This window comes from Curtobacterium sp. WHRI 8282 (assembly GCF_040223925.2).
GTDB classification, from domain to species: Bacteria; Actinomycetota; Actinomycetes; order Actinomycetales; family Microbacteriaceae; genus Curtobacterium; species Curtobacterium flaccumfaciens.
The window spans coordinates 96,921-113,404 of the sequence record NZ_JBEHCD020000005.1 but is presented as its reverse complement, the minus strand read 5'-3'; the positions used below and the strand labels follow the sequence as shown (position 1 = coordinate 113,404).

Genomic DNA, 16,484 nt, shown 5'->3' with positions numbered 1-16,484 from the left:
GCAGGCGTGCCGAGAACCTGCACAGGCATGTGCACGATGATGGGCGCATGCACGACACCATCCGCTACGTCGCGATCGGCGACAGCTTCTCGGAGGGCATCGGCGACGCCGGACCCGCTCCGTTCCCCGGCTGGACCGGACGACTCGCGAGCGCGATGGCGGGAGCCTCGGACGCCCACGTCTCGTACGCGAACCTCGCCGTCCGCGGCCGACTGCTCGCCGGGGTCCTCGACGGCCAGCTCGGGGCCGCACTCGCGCTCGACCCGGCGCCAACCCTGATCACCTTCTGCGCCGGCGGGAACGACCTGCTGCGCCCGCGCTTCGACGTGGACGCGCTGATCGGGCTCGTGGAGGCCGCAGCCGACCGCGTCGAGGCCAGCGGGGCCCGCCTGGCGCTCCTCAGCCCGGCCGACCCGAGCGCCCGCCTGCCCCTCGGCTCTCTGATCAACCGCCGCGGTGATGCCTGGGCCGAAGCGCTCGGCACGCTCGCCCGACGTCGTGGTCTGCCGTTCGTCGACGTCTCGCGCGACCCGCACCTCGGCCGCGCGGAGTTCTGGTCGGACGACCGGCTCCACATGAACGCCACCGGGCACCAGCGCGTCGCGGACCTGGCGCTGCACGCGGTCCTCGACGGCCCCGCGCCGGTCGAGCCCGCGGACGCCGGTGCCGCCCGGGCCCGCCTGGGCGAGGAACTCCGCTACTACCGCGAGTACGTCCTGCCGTGGGTACAGCGCCGGATCACCCGCACGTCGTCGGGCGACGGGCGCTCGGCGACCTACCCGACGTGGACGCCGGTGCGCGGTCGGGACGCGTAGCCCGCGTCAGCCCGCGAAGCCAGCGTCGGCCCGGGGAGCCAGCGTCGGCCGGGTCAGCCCGCGACGTACACGCGGGTGGTGACCCCGCTCAGCGCGTGCGCGAACTCGTCGCCCGTCGCCACGAAGCCGCCCGCCTCGTACAGCCGCACCGCCCGGTCGTTGTCGCCGAGCACGTGCAGCACCACGCGGGGGTGTCCGGCAGCCCGGGCGTCGTGCACCGCCTCGGACAGCAGCGACCGTCCGACCCCGCGGGCCTGCACCCCGGGGCGCACCGCGAGCAACGACAGGTAGGCGGCGTCCGCCGGGTCCGTCGACCGCCCGGTCCCGGGTGCCGTCACGAGCACGAAGCCGTCGACCGCACCGTCCGGGCCGGGGGCCACCAGCCAGGCGACGTGCTGCGCCGCGAACTTCTGCCGCGCGCGCTCCCGCACCGCCGGGTCCTCGGCGGCACCGTCGCGGGCAGCCACGGCCGCGGCCCACAGGTCGATGCAGGTGTCGGTCTCGTCCGGGGTCGCAGGACGCACGACCACGGACGACTCGATCATCCGATCAGCCTACGACCGCCCGGCTCCCGATCCTGAACGACGCCCCTCGGTGCTCGTCGGGCAGCCGGTCCCCGCGGCCGTGCAGCTTCTGGCGGAGCGACCCCGACCCGTACTCCTGCGGGTAAGCCCCACGGGCACGGAGCTCCGGGATCACGAACTCGATGACGTCCTCCCACGTGCCCGGGGTCACCGCGTACGCCAGGTTGAAGCCGTCGACGTCGGTGAGCTCCTGGATCTCCTGCAGCCGGTCGGCGATGGTCGCTCCCCCGCCGACCGCCACCGGGCCGAGTCCACCGATCGCCGTCTGCCGCGCCAGGTCGCGGATCGTCCACTTCGATCCGTCCTCCCCCGTCGCCGCCGCGATGTTCGCCGCCGCCGACTGGATCGCGTTCGACTCGACGTCACCGAGGGGCTGGTCCGGGTCCCACTGCGACAGGTCGACGCCCATCCAGCCGGAGTTGAGCACCAGCGCACCGAGCTCCGACGCGTACGACAGGTAGTCCTCGTACTTCGCCTGGGCCAGCTCGTCGGTGGCGTCCGTGATCACGGTGAGCAGCGTGTAGACGCGGGCGGCGTACCGGTCGCGACCAGCTGCCTCCAGGGCGTCCCGGACCTTCGCGACGGTCGACGCGAGCTGCTCGAGCGTCGGTGCGCCCACGAAGACCGCTTCCGCGTTCTCCGCGGCGAAGCGGATGCCGCGCGGTGACGCGCCCGCCTGGTAGATGACGGGCGTGCGCTGCACGGACGGCTCCGACAGGTGGATGCCGGGCACGTCGAAGTGCGTGCCGTGGTGCTCGATCGGGTGCACCTTCGCCGGGTCCGTGAAGACGCCGGCTTCGCGGTCGGCGACGACGGCGTCGTCCTCCCACGAGCCCTCCCACAGCTTGTAGAGGACCTCGAGGTACTCGTCCGCCACGTCGTACCGGTCGTCGTGCGACAGCTGGTCGGTCTGGCCCATGTTCCGTGCGGCACTCGGCAGGTACCCGGTGACGACGTTCCAGCCGACCCGGCCCTTGGTCAGGTGGTCGAGCGTCGACATGCGTCGGGCGAACGGGTACGGGTGCTCGTACGCGGTGCCGGCCGTGATGCCGAAGCCGAGGTGCTCGGTCACCGACGCCATCGCCGACACGAGCAGGATCGGGTCGTTCACCGGCACCTGCGACCCGGTGCGGAGCGCGGCCTCGTTCGAGCCGCCGTACACGTCGTAGGTGCCCAGGACGTCGGCGATGAAGATGCCGTCGAAGGCCCCGCGCTCGAGCGTCTTCGCCAGGTCGGTCCAGTAGGTCAGGTCGCGGTAGTCCCGCGACCGGTCGCGGGGGTGCCGCCACAGTCCGGAGGACTGGTGCGCGACGCAGTTCATGTCGAACGCGTTGAAGCGGATCTGCCGGTGCTCGCTGCTGGTGGTCACGGGTCGAGACGCTACGTCGGACACCTCGGACCGTCACGGATCGTGACGAAGCGTGACGGTCGGCTCCGGCAACGGCCTGGAGGCACGACCCGCGCCGCCCCGCCGCCCACGACGGACGCGGGGCCGGCTCCAGAGCTCAGGCGCGGTCGTGGAGCGTGACGTGGTAGCCGTCCGGGTCGGCGAACGTGAACGTCCGACCGAAGGGGCCGTCGATCGGCGCCGAGACGATCCGGTGCCCGTCGGTGACGAGCGCGTCGTGGATCGCCTGCACGTCCGTCGCGTGCAGCCAGATCGCGGCGCCGATGCCGGGCTGCGCCACCGCGTCGAGGTCCGTGCCGGGCACCAGGTCGCGCAGGGCGAAGGCGATCGGCGTGGTCTCGAACACGACGGCGTGCGGCGGGCCGGCCTGGGAGCGGACGAGGCCGAGGTACCGCTCGTAGAACGCCTGCGAGGCATCGAGGTCGCGGGTCTGCAGGGAGATGAAGTCGGGGCCGGTGACGGGCATGTGGTGCTCCTCGGGTTCGTGTCAGTCTTCTGACACAGGACAAGCTATGTCAGACTACTGACATGAGTCAAGACGACACCGGCATCGACCTCGAGACGTCGATCGGCTACCTGCTCAAGGAGACCGCGAGCGCTCTCCGCGCGTCGATGGAGGCCGTACTGCGCCCACTCGGCATGACGGTGACGCACTACTCCTGCCTCGAACTGCTCGCACAGCGCCCCGGCCTGTCGAACTCCGAACTCGCGCGGGGCACCTTCGTCACCCGGCAGTCGATGAACGTGTTGCTGCAGGCCCTGGAGCGGGACGGCTTCGTCACCCGTGCCACGGAACCGCCGGTCGGCAAGGCGCTCCCCACGCAGCTCACCGACAGCGGGCGTCGGAGCCTGGCGCAGGCGAGCGCGGCGATCCGCGGCGTCGAGCAGCGGATGCTCGCCGATCTGACCGACAACCAGCAGACCGAGGCTCGTCGGATCCTGCGGAGCATGGTCGCCTCGCTCCGCAGTCAGGCCAGGTAGCGCACCGAGGCGGCATCCTTCGGCGCGTAGCGCTCCTCGAAGTCGCGTTCGTTGGGGACCCACACGTCCCGCCAGAGGGCTTCGTGCCGGCGCCCGAGCGCGCGATCGCGAGCCATGCCCCGACGTGCTGCCGTGTCGAGGTCGACGTCACACCAGATGCTGACGTCGAGGTGTGGGAGTGCGTCGGGGTGGAAGAGTCCGATCAGGTCGACGATCAGGACGTCCGTCTGCGGCAGCGGCTCAGCCGGACCGAGGGCTCGCACCGACCAGTCGAACCGCTGGAACGTGCTCGCCCGACCGGCCCGGTGCGGTTCGAGCACCGACGACACCAGACGGGGACGATCGACGCCGTCCCAGTCGACGGAGCGCCGGTGGGACCGGAGGGGGTCGAGGAAGTCGTCGCCGCGGATGCGGACCGCGCCGGGGATTCCCTCGACGAGCGTGCGCGTCAGCGTCGACTTGCCGGATCCGCAGTAGCCGGAGACACCGACGACGATCGGTGCGGGCGCCGAGGCACGACGGGACGCGACCAGGTCGATGACGCCGTCGCGGTCCATCGGGCAAGCGTACGAGGTCGATGACGGTGCGCCGGGGTTCGTAGGCTGAGTGGATGGACGTCGCACTGCGGGACAGCACCACCGAGGACCTCGAGTGGCTCGTCGAGCTCCGGGCCGTGGTGCTGCGCGACGACCTGACGCGGCTCGGGGTGTTCGACGAGACGCGCGTCCGACAGCGCCTCCGCGACGCGTTCCAGCCGGAGCTGACCCGCGTCGTCGTGGTCGACGGCCGCGACATCGGGTCGGTCACCGTGCGGGTCGAGGACGACGTCCGCTGGGTCGAGCACTTCTACCTCGCACCCGACGTCCAGGGCCGTGGAGTCGGGTCGACGGTGCTGCGCGCCGTCCTCGACGAGCCCCACGACGGCCCGACGCGGCTCAACGTGCTGGTGGGCAGCCCTGCCCGCCGACTCTACGAACGCCACGGCTTCGTGCTCGACACCGACGACGGCGTCGACGTGTTCATGACGCTGCGGGCCGCCGATCGAGCACCCCACGGAGTGCACTGAGCTGCTCGTCGACGACGTCGGCCATCCGGCGCTCGGCCGGTCCGGTGAGCCACGACTCGAGGGCCAGGTGGAACAGCATCACGGTCGTCTCGGCGATCACCGCTGCCTCGGACGGATCGAGCCCGCGGTCGACGAAGGCCCCGCGCACCGCGTCCGTCAGGTCGGCACGCTTCCGGGCGTCGCGCTCCCGCAGTGAGGACTCGGACAGCACCAGCCGCCGCACCGACCCGACCTCACCGTGCCGCCCCTCGAACCGCTCGTCGGCGACGGTACGGAGGCCGCGCACCACGATGTCGAGCGGGTCGATCCCGGCCGGCGCGCCCCCGATGGCGGCCCGGGCGAGATCGGGGATCTCGTCGCCGGCGAAGATGACCTCGCGCTTGTCGGCGAAGTACCGGAAGAAGGTGCGGGTCGTCAGGCCGGCCCGTGCGGTGATCTGCGGCACGGTCGTCGCCTGGTAGCCCTGCTCGGCGAAGAGCTCGAACGCCGCTCGCTCGAGTCGCCCTCGGGCATCCGGTGACCAGCGCATGGGGCAAGAGTACTGGTGATGACACGTCGTGTCATGATTGACTCGGTGATGACACGTCGTGTCATGACCCACTACGAGCAAGAGATCGGGACACCATGTCGTCATCGGGCAACGCAGCACTCTGGACCACGTCGACCGGGCGGTTCGCCGTCGGGCCCGCCACGGTCCCCCACCCCGGCCCCGGCGAACTCGTCGTCCGCGCCGAGGCCGTCGCCGTCAACCCGGTCGACGCCGTCGGCGGGCTCTTCCGGCACCTGGTGTACCCGAAGCTGCGGTTCCCCGCGGTCCTCGGTTCGGACGTCGCCGGCACCGTGGTCGCGATCGGTCCCGGCGTCGAGCGGTTCCGTGTCGGCGACCGGGTCGTCGGGCACGCCGCGGGACAGGAGCAGCACCGGAACAGCGCTGCCGAAGGGGCCTTCCAGCACCTGGTCCTGCTGCTCGAGCGTGTGACGGCCCCGGTTCCGGACGCCCTGCCCGCCGAGCAGGCAGCGGTCCTGCCGCTCGCCGTCTCGACCGCCGCGGCCGGGCTCTTCGAACCGGACCAGCTCGCGCTGTCGCTCCCGACGGCCGATGCGGCTGACCGCGACGGGGTCGTCCTGGTGTGGGGTGCGTCCACGAGCGTCGGCGCCAACGCCGTCCAGCTCGCCCGCGCCGCCGGGCACGCCGTGATCGGCACCGCATCCCCGAAGAACCACGCGTTCGTGCAGGACCTCGGGGCCGAAGCCGTGTTCGACTACCGCGACGACGGTGCCGCACGCCGCATACTCCAGGCACTCGCCGACCGGGAGCTCGCCGGCACCCTCGCGTTCGGCCAGGGCTCGCTGACCCGCACGCTCCCGATCGTCCGGGCAGCCACCGGCTCCGGCCGGCTCGCGTCGGCGTACCCGACGCCGGTGACGACGATCCGCGCGCGGCTCGAGCGCCGACACGGGGTCCACGTCACCGCGATCTGGGGCGGCCGCCCGACGGAGTCCGAGGTCGGCCCCGCGATCTACCGCGACTTCCTGCCCGAGGCGCTCCGCACCGGTCGGTACCGCGCCACCCCGACCGCATCCGTCGTCGGATCGGGACTCGCCGCGATCCCGGACGCCCTCGCCGAGCTCCGCGCGGGTGTCTCTGCCAAGAAGCTCGTCGTCACGCTCCCCTGAGCCGGTAGCGTCAGCGACGTGACCGATGCCCACGAGCAAGACGACGAGACGTTCGAGATCACGATGTCGGGCGGTGGCACGCCGCGGGGGCACCTGCAGGACCCGAGCGCCGTGACGCTGCACCTGGACCCGCGGCTCCTCGGCGACGCCGCCAGGGGCAAGGAGATGTTCGCACTGGCGATCGACCAGCAGCACACCGCACTGTCCGACTACGCCACCGCCATCGCGGCCGCCGACGGTGACGTGACCGCTCCGGCGGTGCAGGACGCCGCGACCGCGCTGCACCAGGCGCTCCAGTTCCTGCCGATCGCCCACACCGCGTACACGGGTGTCGGCTTCCCCACGGCCCGCGTCGGGGACGGCTCCCGCCCGACCTCGCTGCGACCGGAGCGCGGCCAGCGCGGCCTCGGCGTCCACCCGGACATGCTCACGGCGATCCACGGGGACGCGTCGCAGCGCTGGGAGCTCGCGTGCGAAGAGGACCTCCCCCTCGCCGTCGAGATCACGCTGGCGACCGATCCGGACGAGAACGTGCGGTCCGCCTTCCTCATGGGGACGAGGTCACGAACCGTCGTCCTGCTCATGGAACAGCGAGAGACCGACCCGGAGATGCTCGAACAGCTCGCCCAGCAGGGCTACGCGAGCCCCGAACGGAAGTTCCCCGTGCCGCTCGCCGACCTCGTTCCCCGAGAGCTGGACGGCCTCTACGAACTCCTCGGTCTCGACGACGACGCCGTCGCGCTCGCGAAGTCCCGCTGGGCACGGGCGCAGGAACGCGGCGAGCGCATCACCGTCGGCGACGCGCTCCGCGAGATCGGCGTCATCGCCTGACCGCTACTCCGGAGCGAGCGACTTCGTGTACCAGCGGTCCGAGTACGGGTCGTCGTTGAACGGCGGGACCCGGACGAAGCCGAGCCGTTCGTAGAGCGCACATGCCTCGGCGAGCTCGGCGCGGGTGTCCAGCCGCAACGACGTGATCCCGCGTCCCCGGCAGACGTCCTCGACGTGGCGCAGGAGCGTCGAACCGACGCCTCGGCCGCGGTGCTCGGGCAGCGTGAAGACCTTCGTCAGCTCGCCGACGGCACCCACGAAGCGCACACCGGCGCAACCGACCACGGCTCCCCCGTCGGCGGCGACGAGGAACACCCCGGAGTCCCCCTGCAGGTCGTCGTACGGCTCCTCGTCGAGCGCCCGGTCGACCTCGGCCGACGCCGCCACGCGCCCGTACCACCGCGACGCGACCTCCGTCAGGTAGGCCCGCACGATCGCGTCGGATCCGGCCGAGCCGGGATGCGCTGTCTCGACGATCACGTGGTCCATCCTCGTGCTCGTACTCGTGACCGCCATCGGTCCGCGCCGACGGCCGTCAGGATCGCCCGGACGACGACACTGCAAGGTGAAGGGAGAATCATGACCACGCTCCGCACCACCATCCTCACCGTCGGCATCGCCACGCTCCTCATCGGGGCGGCTGGCTGCGCGACAGCGTCCGCGCCGAGCGCGCCGAGCCCCACGCAGACGAGTGCGACGGCCGTCACGCCGACGACGACCCCGAAATCGACCCCGACGCCGACGAGCGTCCGGCCGTCGTCCAGCCCGACCGGCCCCGCGAGCTGGGTCTTCGGCGACGCGTCCTTCGGCCCCGTCCAGCTCGGTGCCACGGACGTCGGCACGGTGCTGCCGGCTGCCGGGTTCTCGCGTCAGCCGTCGAGCGGCTGCCCGACGTTCTGGGAGTGGCAGTCCGCCGACCTGTCCACCCCCAGCGGGTCCGGGTACCGGATCCTGGTCACGTCCGACGACTCCGGGCCCGGTGTGCGCTACGTCCGCGTTGCGGGACAGGCAACCGACCCCGGCGCGTTCTCGTCGCCCGTGCTGACGTCCACGGGCATCGCGCTCGGTTCCACCGCCGACGACGTGCGCGCGGCGTACCCGGGGCTCGAGAAGACGATCGACACGTGGGAGCCACCGATCGGCGGTTACCGCGAGTACGTGGCACCGACCACGGATGGCCACTGGCTGCACTTCGACACCACGGGTGGCGCTTCCGGCGCTGAGGACATCGTGACGACGATCGTCATCAACGACACGAAGGCGGCATCGCAGGACGTCTGCCGCTGACCGTGCGGCGGACGGGAGGCGCGGGGCGGGCCCGCAACGCGCCTCCAGACTGTCCGGTGGTCGCGATCGCGAGCCGCACCCGGGTCAGCGGGACGCGGTCGCCTCGCGCGCAGCGGCTTCCGCCGCGACCCAGGCGAGCATGCCGCACTTGACCCGCATGACGAACTTGGAGACGCCGTGGAAGGCGACGAGGTCCTCGAGGACGTCCTCGTCGGGCTCACCGACGCCGCGCGAGCGCATCATGGTGCGGAACTCCTCGGTCAGTGCGAGGAACTCGGGCACGGTGCGGCCGACCGCCATGTCGGTGAGGACGGACGCCGACGCCATCGAGATCGAGCAGCCGTCGCCCTGCCAGGCGAGCCCGGCGATGCGGTCGGTGCCGGGTTCGAGCCGCAGGCTGACCGTGATCTCGTCGCCGCACGTGGGGTTCCGCTCGAAGTGCGAGGCATCCGCGTCGGGCATCGCACCGTCGCCGTGACGCGCCTTCGCGTGGTCGAGGATGACCTGCTGGTACAGGCTGTCGAGGGCGTTCACGCGGTCGCTCCGAAGTAGTCGCGGACCTCGGCGACGGCTGCGAGGAACCGGTCGACGTCGTGCTCGGTCGTGTAGACGTAGGTGCTCGCCCGGCTCGTCGCGACGAGTCCGAGGCGGCGGTGCAGCGGCTGGGCGCAGTGGTGGCCGGAACGCACGGCGATGCCCTGTGCGTCGAGGTACTGCGAGACGTCGTGGGCGTGCACGCCGTCGACGTCGAACGCGACCAGGCCGGAGCGTGGGACGCCGGCGGGTGGGCCGACCACGCGGATGCCGGGCACTGCTGCCAGACCGTCGAGCATCCGGCGGGCCAGGTGCTCCTCGTGGGCACGGACACGTTCCATGCCGATGCCCTGCAGGTAGCGGACGGCCTCGGCGAGGGCGACCGCCTGGGAGACGGGCTGTGTGCCGGCCTCGAACCGCTCGGGCGCCGGCATGAACTCGGAGCCCTCCATCGTCACGGTGGTGATCATCGAGCCACCGGTGCGGAACGGCGGCAGGGCGTCGAGCAGCTCGGCACGGCCCCAGAGCACGCCGATGCCGTTCGGGCCGAGCATCTTGTGCCCGGAGAATGCGGCGAAGTCGACCCCGAGCTGCTGCACGTCGAGGGGACGGTGCGGTGCGGACTGGCAGGCGTCGAGCACCACGAGAGCGCCGCGGGCGTGGGCGAGACCGACGACCTGCTCGACGGGGGCGATCATCCCGGTGACGTTCGAGACGTGCGAGAACGCGACGACCTTCGTGCGGTCGGTGATCAGGGCCGCGGCGTCGTCGGCGGTCCAGGTGCCGTCGTCGGCGACCGGGATCCAGCGCAGGGTGGCACCGGTCAGCGCGGCGAGCTCCTGCCACGGCACGAGGTTGGCGTGGTGTTCGGCCTCGGTCACGAGGATCTCGTCACCGGCGCCCAGGCGGAAGCGCTCGGCGTCGGCACCGCCGCGGCCACGGCTGGCGTTGGCCATGCCGTAGGCGACGAGGTTGAGCGCGTCGGTGGCGTTCGCGGTCCACACCACCTCGGTCGGGGCGGCGGCGCCGATGAAGCCGGCGACGGTGGCGCGGGCGTCCTCGTAGGCGTCGGTGCTGAGCGCCGCGAGCGTGTGGGCCCCGCGGTGGACGGCGGCGTTGTCGTGTTCGAGGAACCGGCGCTCGGCATCGAGGACCTGGCGCGGGCGTTCAGCCGTCGCCCCGGAGTCCAGGTACGCCAACGGCTGCCCGTTCACGTCCTGCGCGAGGATCGGGAAGTCCCGCTTGATCGCCTCGACCTCGGTCTCGGTGAGCGGCTGGTTCGGCGCCACGACTGTCACGTCTCGTCCTCCTGGTGCTGCTGTCCGGAGCAACCCGTCCATGGTGTCCGTTGTTCCCGACCACGTCCAGTCGGCACGGCGACGGCCCAGGACCACGCCGGGTCCTGGGCCGTGCACGTTGCTCGCTACTCGTTGCCGATCTTCTTGTCCGCAGCGTCGCGGGCACCGTCGATCTTGTCGTCGTACTTGCCGCCCGTGGCCTTCTTGACCGCGTCGGCCACGCCGCCGAGCACCTTGTCGCTGACGCCCTCGGCCTTCTCGCTCTGCAGGGCGTCCTGGACCTTGCCGTCCTTCAGGAACTCCTGGGCCTTCTTCGTGATGTCGTCGAACCCCACCATCGGCTGCTCCTCGTCTCGGTGCGGAGCCCGTCGCTCCGTCCTGGCGCCGACAGTAGGCCGCCGGGCACCCGTCCGTACCGGAACGCTCGGGGTCTTCACACCATCTGGGCGCTGCGGCGGCGGGCGAGCACGTACCCGACGGCGACCGCGCCGGACACCGCGAGCAACGAGGGCACGAGGATGTCGGTGCCCTGCTGGGTGAACTCGACGACGAGCACGAGGGCGGTGAACGGCGCCCGCATGGTGGTGGCGAGGAAGGCCGCCGCACCGACGAAGGCGAAGGCCGCCAGGCTCGGACCGTCGGCCGGCCACAGCAGCAGCCACGCACCGCCCAGGCCACCGCCGATCGCCGAACCGATCGCGATCGACGGGGTCAGCGTGCCACCGACCGCACCGGCCCCGATGGTGGCCGAGGTGGTCACGGTCCGCAGGACACCGAGCAGCAGCAGGAGCACGATCGGCGAGAGGCCGGCGAACGAGGCGTCGTCGAGCGTGGTGTTCATCGCGACGAGGCCGAGCGCCCGACCGTTGCCGAGGATCTCCGGGAACGGGATCGCGATGAGCCCGACCATCGCGAAGACCACCGGCAGCACGACGAGCAGGTGCCAGCCCTTCGGGGCGATGCCCTGCAGCCGGTTGGTCAGCTTGACGAACCCGACCCCGGCGAGGCCCAGCACGGGTCCCACGACGACCGCCCAGACGAGCAGCGACGGCGAGAGGTGCATCGCGGGCACGTGGTACAGCACCTCGTCCGGGATCACGAGCCGGGCGGTGATGGCGGCGACGGCACTCGTGGCGAAGGCGGGCAGGGCGGTCGCGAAGCTGATCTCCCCGAGCAGGACCTCGACCGCGAACAGCGCGCCACCGAGGGGCACGTCGTACACGGCGGCGAGGCCGGCCGCGGCACCGCAGGCGACGAGGATCTTCGTCTCGCGTGCGGTCAGCCCCGCACGACGGGTGACGAGCTGGGCGAGCCAGGCCCCGACCTCGCGCGGCGCCACCTCTTTGCCGATGGACGCGCCGAGCCCCACGGCCAGGATCTGGATGCCGGCGTTCGCGAGCGTCGCCAGGGCCGGCATCCGCTTGCCGTCGACGGCCGCGGTGACCGAGACGATCGAGCGCCCCCACCGACGGAGCGCCCACCAGGCGAACCCGGTCAGGACGCCGGCAGCGGTGAGCGCGAGGAACCGGTTCAGGCCGGACGGTGCGTCGGCGGCCTCGAGGTGCCCGCCGAACCCGTACCCGAAGGCGACGAACTGGATGAGCTGGAGCGCGAGCCAGACCGCGATGCCGGCGATGCCGCCGGAGACGCCCACCAGGGCGGTGACGACGGCGAGCTTGAGGGCCCAGACCGGGGTCGCGTGTCCGGAGTGCGGCATGACCGGAAGCCTAACGGGCTGGACGCACCCGATGACGGACCGCGACGGGCCCGCCGGACGCGGGACGGGCCTCCAGGGCGGGCGCCCCGACCACCCGCCGTCAGACGGCCGTCACCCGGAACGGCACCACGCAGTCGGCCGGCATGAGCGGTGGCTGCAGGCCGACGGTGCCGAGCACCCGGCCGCTGAACACCCGCGGGCCGGACCACCAGTCCGGTCGCACCAGGTCGTGGCCGTCGCCGATGATGACGGGGTCGACGCGGTACGACCTGTCGGGGTCGAGGTCGCGGAAGGTGACCCGGCCGGTGCCGGAGACCTCGGAGCGGCCGATGCCGGCGAGGAAGAAGACGGCCTGCTGCCGGTCCGGCGCGACCGTGCCGTACACGAGCCGCGCGTCGTCGACCTCGTCGGACCGCACCAGGTCACCGCCGTGCAGGAGCGGGCGGAGCTCGCGGTACAGCGCGATCCACTCGGTGAGCGCCACGGACTCGTCGGCGGTCGCGCCGGCCAGGTCCCACTCGATGCCGAGGTGCCCGACCAGCGCCGTGCCGGCACGGAAGGCGAGGTCGTGGACGCGACCGGTCGTGTGGTTCCGGCCGCTCGCGATGTGCGACCCGAGCAGCTCCGGCGGCAGGAGCTGCTGCGTCCACCGGTGCATCTGCTGGCGCTCGAGTGGGTCGATGTCGTCGGACACCCACACCCGCGCGGTGTGCTCGATGACGCCGAGGTCGACCCGACCGCCACCCGACGAGCACGACTCGATCTCCAGGGACGGGAACCGCTCGCCGAGCGTCGCCATCAACCGGTACGCGGCGAGGGTCTGCTCGTGGACCGCTGCGCCGCCGCCCGGGAACCCCGCCTCGACGAGGTCGCGGTTGTGGTCCCACTTCACGGCGTCGACCGCGTACTCGCCGATGATCGCCGTCATCCGTTCGAGCACGTGGTCGAAGGCCTCGGGGATCGCCAGGTTGAGCACCTGCTGGTCGCGGGAACGCGCGGGCAGCCGACCGTCGGCCTGCAGGATCCACTCCGGGTGGGCGCGGGCGAGGTCGCTGTCCTCGTTCACCATCTCGGGTTCGAACCACAGGCCGAACTCCATGCCGAGCGCACGGACGCGGTCGACCAGGGGGCCGAGTCCGTCCGGCCAGACCTCCTCGTCGACGTACCAGTCACCGAGGCCGGCGTGGTCGTCGCGGCGGCCGCGGAACCAGCCGTCGTCGAGCACGTAGCGTTCGACGCCGAGGGCTGCGGCACGCTCGGCGAGGTCGACGAGGCGGGCCAGGTCGTGGTCGAAGTACACGGCCTCCCACACGTTGATCGTCATCGGGCGGGGCGTCGTCGGGTGCTGCGGGCGGCTGCGGAGCCAGCGGTGGAACCGTCGGGCCTGGTCGTCGAGGCCGTCGCCGTGGGCGAAGTACACCCACGGCCCCTCGTAGGTGGCACCGGTGTCGAGCCGGACCTCGCCGGGCAGCAGGAGTTCGCCGCCGCGGATGACCTGGCGGCCGGTGGCGAGCCGTTCGGCGTGGTGCCGGTGGTTGCCGCTCCAGGCGGTGTGGACGCCCCAGACCTGACCGTGCGCGAAGCCGAAGCCCGGCTCCCCCACCGTCAGCAACGTCGCGGCGTCGGTGCCGGTGCGGCCCTTGCGGCCCTCGCGCTGGTGGGTCCCCACGACGAGTTCGCGGCGCTGCGGGGTCCGCTCCTTGCCCCAGCGGCCGGCGAAGTCCAGGATCTCGCGGGCCCCCGACGGGATCGGCATCGCGAGCGTCAGGTCGTCGACGGTGTAGACGCCGTCGGCGGTGTTCGTCACGCCCGCGCGGGCCCGCACGAGCCCGGAGCCGAGCATCTCGATGGTCACCCGGACGGTGAGCCCGGCGACGGTGTCCTCGGCGTCGGCGGTGACCGCGGAGTCGGTGACCGCGAGCGACGTCACCGTGAACGCCGGCGACCAGTCGGCGCCGTCCCGGTGCCCGGCGAGCCCCGGACGACCGCTCCAGCCCCGGTGCGGCTCGGGCAGCACCGACAGGCGGACCGGGTCGTCCATCTCGTTCGGTGCGACGGGCGCGACGTCGGCGTCGGCGAGGGCCGTCAGCGCCTCGGTGTCGAGCGGTCCGAGTGCCGCTCCCCAGTGCACGACGGCGGGGAGCGCGGCGTCGCGGCAGTCCAGGACGAGCGAGACGCCACCGGCGGTCAGGTGGACGAGTTCGTGCGGCATGCGGGGCTCCAGTCGGCGTCGTTGCACGTCAGAGCTTTCCGGTCCGGAGCCGTCCGCTGCAAATCCGGCTGCGGCGCGGCTCCGGTTGCGGCTCAGGTTGCGGCTCAGGTCGCGGCGCGGCTCAGAACCAGCGCTTGACCTTGAACACCACGTAGAGGATCGCGGCGAACAGGACCATCGCGACGATCGACAGCGGGTACCCCCACGTCCAGCCGAGTTCGGGCATGTGGGTGAAGTTCATCCCGTAGATCGCGGCGATGAGCGTCGGCGCGAACAGGATCGCCGCCCAGCCGGAGATCTTCTTCGTGTCGTCGTTCTGCTTCTGCGCCGCCAGGGTCGAGTCGACGGTCAGGGCGTTCTGCAGCAGCTGCCGGAACGTGTCGAGGCGCTCCACCACCCGGATCGCGTGGTCGAGGACGTCGCGGAACCGCCGCTGCATCTCGATCGGCAGGTGGTACTTCTCGGCGCCACGGTGCAGGTTCTCGATCATGTAGACGAGTGGACGCGCCGCACGCTGGAAGTCGACGACCTCGCCGAACAGCTCGTACACGCGCCGGGACACCCCGGCCTCGCCCGAGAACAGCTGGTCCTCGATCTGGTTGATGTCCTCTTCGAGGCCGTCGATCACCGGCACGTAGCCGTCGACGATGGAGTCCATCAGCGCCCAGAGCTGCGCCTGCGGGCCGACGGTCACCAGTCCGGGCTTGCCGCTCAACCGCTGCAGCGCCCGGGGAACGGTCTGCTTGCCGCGGGGGTCGGCCTTCACGACGGCGAGGAAGAAGGTCTCACCGACGAAGGCGTGCACCTCGCCGAACGCCACCTCTTCCTGCTGGTCGTTGTACAGCGCTGGCTTGAGCACCACGAACAGCGTCGAGCCGTAGCGCTCGAGCTTCGGTCGCTGGTGCCCCTCGGCGGAGTCCTCGACCGCGAGTTCGTGCAGGCCGAGAGCGACCGCGACGTCGCCGAGTTCCTCGGCGTCGGGCTGGTGCAGGACGACGCACGCGCTGGCGCCCTGCTCGTCGAGCATCCGGAAGGTGTCGTCGAGGGACAGACTCGCGATCGGGGCGATCCGGTCGATGTAGACGGTGTTCAGTTCGACGCTCACGCGCCCACCGTACGCAGGGTGGCCGGTCTCCGGCCTGGAGGCCCGTGGCACGCCCGCCGTGCGCCCCGCGTCCTGCCTGAACGCGCGCTGCACGACCGGCGGCATCGGCCGCCTACGGTGCAGGTCATCAGCATGCTGACGAAAGGGACTGTCATGAAGAGGATCTGGAAGCGCATCGCGGTGGCCGTGAGCGCGGTCGTCGCCGTCATCGGCGCGTACGTCGGGTCGGGCGCCGCCGGTGGGACGCCCATCCAGGACGCCGCCGGTGGCGCACTGTCGGCGTCCTCCACCGCGATCGCCCCGGACGGCCCGGCCTTCTCGATCTGGAGTGTCGTCTACGCCGGGCTCATCGGCTACGCGGTGCTGCAGCTCTTCCGTACCGCGAACGACGAGCGGCACGAGCGGCTGGTGGTGCCGGCGGTGCTCTCCCTGCTGCTCAACGCCGCGTGGATCCTGTCCGTGCAGTTCGGGTTCCTGTGGGCGAGCGAGCCGATCATCGTCGCACTGCTCGTCGTGCTGATCTGGACGTTCACGATCCTGCGCCGGACCCCGTCCCGCGGGGTCGTCGAGGCGATCCTGACCGACGGCACGTTCGGGCTGTACCTCGGGTGGGTCTGCGTCGCGACGGCCGCCAACACCGCTGCGGTGCTGACGGCGGCGGGCTTCCGGGGCTTCGGACTCGGGCAGGACCCGTGGGGTGTGGTCGTCGCCGCGGTGGCCGGGCTCGTCGGGGTCCTCATCGCGCTGTGGGGCCGGGGACGCCTGGCGCCGATGGCCTCGGTCGCGTGGGGTCTGGCGTGGGTCGCCGTGGCCCGGTTCGAGGGGCCGCTCGTCTCCGTGCCGACGGCGGTGGCGGCCGTGGTGGCTGCGGCGGCCGTGGTCGTCGTGACCGTGGTGGTGCGTGCCCGCGCCGGCTGGGTCGGCGGGCGTGCGGGTCGGGCGGCGGCACCGGTGGCGGCCTGACGCGCG

Annotated in this window: 19 protein-coding genes; 7 read left to right on the top strand and 12 right to left on the bottom strand. The window is 72.2% G+C overall.

What is annotated here, in order from left to right; all coding sequences use genetic code 11:
• Positions 1-47 precede the first annotated feature (47 nt).
• Positions 48-815: an SGNH/GDSL hydrolase family protein gene (locus ABRP24_RS16405; RefSeq protein ID WP_349849469.1), complete on the top strand. Its 768-nt coding sequence runs from the start codon at positions 48-50 to the stop codon at positions 813-815.
• Between the two features lie 53 nt (positions 816-868).
• On the opposite strand, the gene ABRP24_RS16400 is transcribed toward ABRP24_RS16405, so the two are convergent.
• The 3 genes from ABRP24_RS16400 to ABRP24_RS16390 all read right to left on the bottom strand — a co-directional run bounded on the left by ABRP24_RS16400 (position 869) and on the right by ABRP24_RS16390 (position 3,273).
• The gene (locus tag ABRP24_RS16400; RefSeq protein WP_173034795.1) at positions 869-1,360 is read right to left on the bottom strand and encodes a GNAT family N-acetyltransferase; all 492 of its coding nucleotides are present in this window, start codon (positions 1,358-1,360) and stop codon (positions 869-871) included.
• Positions 1,361-1,364: 4 nt separating this feature from the next.
• Complete coding sequence (locus tag ABRP24_RS16395) at positions 1,365-2,768, bottom strand: LLM class flavin-dependent oxidoreductase (protein ID WP_301628121.1); 1,404 nt, start codon at positions 2,766-2,768, stop codon at positions 1,365-1,367.
• Between the two features lie 136 nt (positions 2,769-2,904).
• Positions 2,905-3,273: a VOC family protein gene (locus ABRP24_RS16390; protein WP_349849472.1), complete on the bottom strand. Its 369-nt coding sequence runs from the start codon at positions 3,271-3,273 to the stop codon at positions 2,905-2,907.
• 62 nt (positions 3,274-3,335) lie between these two features.
• Here ABRP24_RS16390 and ABRP24_RS16385 point away from each other — a divergent pair, with 62 nt between their 5' ends.
• Complete coding sequence (locus tag ABRP24_RS16385; protein WP_349849474.1) at positions 3,336-3,788, top strand: MarR family transcriptional regulator; 453 nt, start codon at positions 3,336-3,338, stop codon at positions 3,786-3,788.
• Here ABRP24_RS16385 and ABRP24_RS16380 read toward each other — a convergent pair.
• Positions 3,776-4,345 carry a phosphoglycerate transporter gene (locus ABRP24_RS16380; protein WP_349849476.1) on the bottom strand — a complete coding sequence of 190 codons (570 nt, stop codon included), beginning with the start codon at positions 4,343-4,345 and terminating at the stop codon, positions 3,776-3,778. The genes ABRP24_RS16385 and ABRP24_RS16380 overlap by 13 nt on opposite strands.
• A 53-nt stretch (positions 4,346-4,398) precedes the next feature.
• Between ABRP24_RS16380 and ABRP24_RS16375 the strand changes: the two genes are divergently transcribed.
• On the top strand, positions 4,399-4,854 hold the full coding sequence (locus tag ABRP24_RS16375; protein WP_349849478.1) for a GNAT family N-acetyltransferase: 456 nt from the start codon (positions 4,399-4,401) through the stop codon (positions 4,852-4,854).
• Here ABRP24_RS16375 and ABRP24_RS16370 read toward each other — a convergent pair.
• Positions 4,808-5,383 (bottom strand): TetR family transcriptional regulator, encoded by a 576-nt coding sequence (locus ABRP24_RS16370; RefSeq protein ID WP_349849480.1) that lies wholly within the window; start codon positions 5,381-5,383, stop codon positions 4,808-4,810. The two genes, ABRP24_RS16375 and ABRP24_RS16370, sit on opposite strands and share 47 nt — an antisense overlap.
• 95 nt (positions 5,384-5,478) lie before the next feature.
• Here ABRP24_RS16370 and ABRP24_RS16365 point away from each other — a divergent pair, with 95 nt between their 5' ends.
• Both ABRP24_RS16365 and ABRP24_RS16360 read left to right on the top strand, forming a co-directional pair.
• Positions 5,479-6,531 carry a zinc-binding alcohol dehydrogenase family protein gene (locus ABRP24_RS16365; RefSeq protein ID WP_349849482.1) on the top strand — a complete coding sequence of 351 codons (1,053 nt, stop codon included), beginning with the start codon at positions 5,479-5,481 and terminating at the stop codon, positions 6,529-6,531.
• An 18-nt stretch (positions 6,532-6,549) separates the two neighbouring features.
• On the top strand, positions 6,550-7,362 hold the full coding sequence (locus ABRP24_RS16360) for a hypothetical protein (protein ID WP_349849484.1): 813 nt from the start codon (positions 6,550-6,552) through the stop codon (positions 7,360-7,362).
• A gap of 3 nt (positions 7,363-7,365) precedes the next feature.
• Here ABRP24_RS16360 and ABRP24_RS16355 read toward each other — a convergent pair whose 3' ends face one another.
• On the bottom strand, positions 7,366-7,842 hold the full coding sequence (locus tag ABRP24_RS16355) for a GNAT family N-acetyltransferase (RefSeq protein WP_349849486.1): 477 nt from the start codon (positions 7,840-7,842) through the stop codon (positions 7,366-7,368).
• Between the two features lie 99 nt (positions 7,843-7,941).
• Between ABRP24_RS16355 and ABRP24_RS16350 the strand changes: the two genes are divergently transcribed.
• The gene (locus tag ABRP24_RS16350) at positions 7,942-8,649 is read left to right on the top strand and encodes a hypothetical protein (RefSeq protein ID WP_349849488.1); all 708 of its coding nucleotides are present in this window, start codon (positions 7,942-7,944) and stop codon (positions 8,647-8,649) included.
• Between the two features lie 84 nt (positions 8,650-8,733).
• Here ABRP24_RS16350 and sufU read toward each other — a convergent pair whose 3' ends face one another.
• The 6 genes from sufU to ABRP24_RS16320 all read right to left on the bottom strand — a co-directional run bounded on the left by sufU (position 8,734) and on the right by ABRP24_RS16320 (position 15,515).
• On the bottom strand, positions 8,734-9,183 hold the full coding sequence (gene sufU, locus ABRP24_RS16345; protein WP_071405057.1) for a Fe-S cluster assembly sulfur transfer protein SufU: 450 nt from the start codon (positions 9,181-9,183) through the stop codon (positions 8,734-8,736).
• On the bottom strand, positions 9,180-10,472 hold the full coding sequence (locus ABRP24_RS16340; protein ID WP_027466239.1) for an aminotransferase class V-fold PLP-dependent enzyme: 1,293 nt from the start codon (positions 10,470-10,472) through the stop codon (positions 9,180-9,182). The genes sufU and ABRP24_RS16340 overlap by 4 nt, the downstream gene beginning before the upstream one ends.
• Before the next feature lie 134 nt (positions 10,473-10,606).
• Positions 10,607-10,819: an Rv0909 family putative TA system antitoxin gene (locus ABRP24_RS16335; protein WP_349849491.1), complete on the bottom strand. Its 213-nt coding sequence runs from the start codon at positions 10,817-10,819 to the stop codon at positions 10,607-10,609.
• 95 nt (positions 10,820-10,914) lie between these two features.
• The gene (locus tag ABRP24_RS16330; protein WP_027466237.1) at positions 10,915-12,198 is read right to left on the bottom strand and encodes a chloride channel protein; all 1,284 of its coding nucleotides are present in this window, start codon (positions 12,196-12,198) and stop codon (positions 10,915-10,917) included.
• Between the two features lie 100 nt (positions 12,199-12,298).
• Positions 12,299-14,410 carry an alpha-galactosidase gene (locus tag ABRP24_RS16325; RefSeq protein WP_349849493.1) on the bottom strand — a complete coding sequence of 704 codons (2,112 nt, stop codon included), beginning with the start codon at positions 14,408-14,410 and terminating at the stop codon, positions 12,299-12,301.
• A gap of 121 nt (positions 14,411-14,531) precedes the next feature.
• The gene (locus ABRP24_RS16320; protein ID WP_349849495.1) at positions 14,532-15,515 is read right to left on the bottom strand and encodes a magnesium and cobalt transport protein CorA; all 984 of its coding nucleotides are present in this window, start codon (positions 15,513-15,515) and stop codon (positions 14,532-14,534) included.
• 153 nt (positions 15,516-15,668) lie between these two features.
• On the opposite strand from ABRP24_RS16320, the gene ABRP24_RS16315 reads away from it, so the two are divergent.
• The gene (locus ABRP24_RS16315) at positions 15,669-16,478 is read left to right on the top strand and encodes a tryptophan-rich sensory protein (RefSeq protein ID WP_027466234.1); all 810 of its coding nucleotides are present in this window, start codon (positions 15,669-15,671) and stop codon (positions 16,476-16,478) included.
• Positions 16,479-16,484: the final 6 nt, after the last annotated feature.

What these genes read in the sequence shown, in the direction of transcription:
- ABRP24_RS16405 (WP_349849469.1), top strand. Translation starts at nt 48, where the DNA reads ATGCACGACACCATCCGCTACGTCGCGATCGGCGACAGCTTCTCGGAG.
- ABRP24_RS16400 (WP_173034795.1), bottom strand. Translation starts at nt 1,360, where the DNA reads ATGATCGAGTCGTCCGTGGTCGTGCGTCCTGCGACCCCGGACGAGACC.
- ABRP24_RS16390 (WP_349849472.1), bottom strand. Translation starts at nt 3,273, where the DNA reads ATGCCCGTCACCGGCCCCGACTTCATCTCCCTGCAGACCCGCGACCTC.
- ABRP24_RS16385 (WP_349849474.1), top strand. Translation starts at nt 3,336, where the DNA reads ATGAGTCAAGACGACACCGGCATCGACCTCGAGACGTCGATCGGCTAC.
- ABRP24_RS16380 (WP_349849476.1), bottom strand. Translation starts at nt 4,345, where the DNA reads ATGGACCGCGACGGCGTCATCGACCTGGTCGCGTCCCGTCGTGCCTCG.
- ABRP24_RS16375 (WP_349849478.1), top strand. Translation starts at nt 4,399, where the DNA reads ATGGACGTCGCACTGCGGGACAGCACCACCGAGGACCTCGAGTGGCTC.
- ABRP24_RS16370 (WP_349849480.1), bottom strand. Translation starts at nt 5,383, where the DNA reads ATGCGCTGGTCACCGGATGCCCGAGGGCGACTCGAGCGAGCGGCGTTC.
- ABRP24_RS16365 (WP_349849482.1), top strand. Translation starts at nt 5,479, where the DNA reads ATGTCGTCATCGGGCAACGCAGCACTCTGGACCACGTCGACCGGGCGG.
- ABRP24_RS16350 (WP_349849488.1), top strand. Translation starts at nt 7,942, where the DNA reads ATGACCACGCTCCGCACCACCATCCTCACCGTCGGCATCGCCACGCTC.
- ABRP24_RS16335 (WP_349849491.1), bottom strand. Translation starts at nt 10,819, where the DNA reads ATGGTGGGGTTCGACGACATCACGAAGAAGGCCCAGGAGTTCCTGAAG.
- ABRP24_RS16330 (WP_027466237.1), bottom strand. Translation starts at nt 12,198, where the DNA reads ATGCCGCACTCCGGACACGCGACCCCGGTCTGGGCCCTCAAGCTCGCC.
- ABRP24_RS16325 (WP_349849493.1), bottom strand. Translation starts at nt 14,410, where the DNA reads ATGCCGCACGAACTCGTCCACCTGACCGCCGGTGGCGTCTCGCTCGTC.
- ABRP24_RS16315 (WP_027466234.1), top strand. Translation starts at nt 15,669, where the DNA reads ATGAAGAGGATCTGGAAGCGCATCGCGGTGGCCGTGAGCGCGGTCGTC.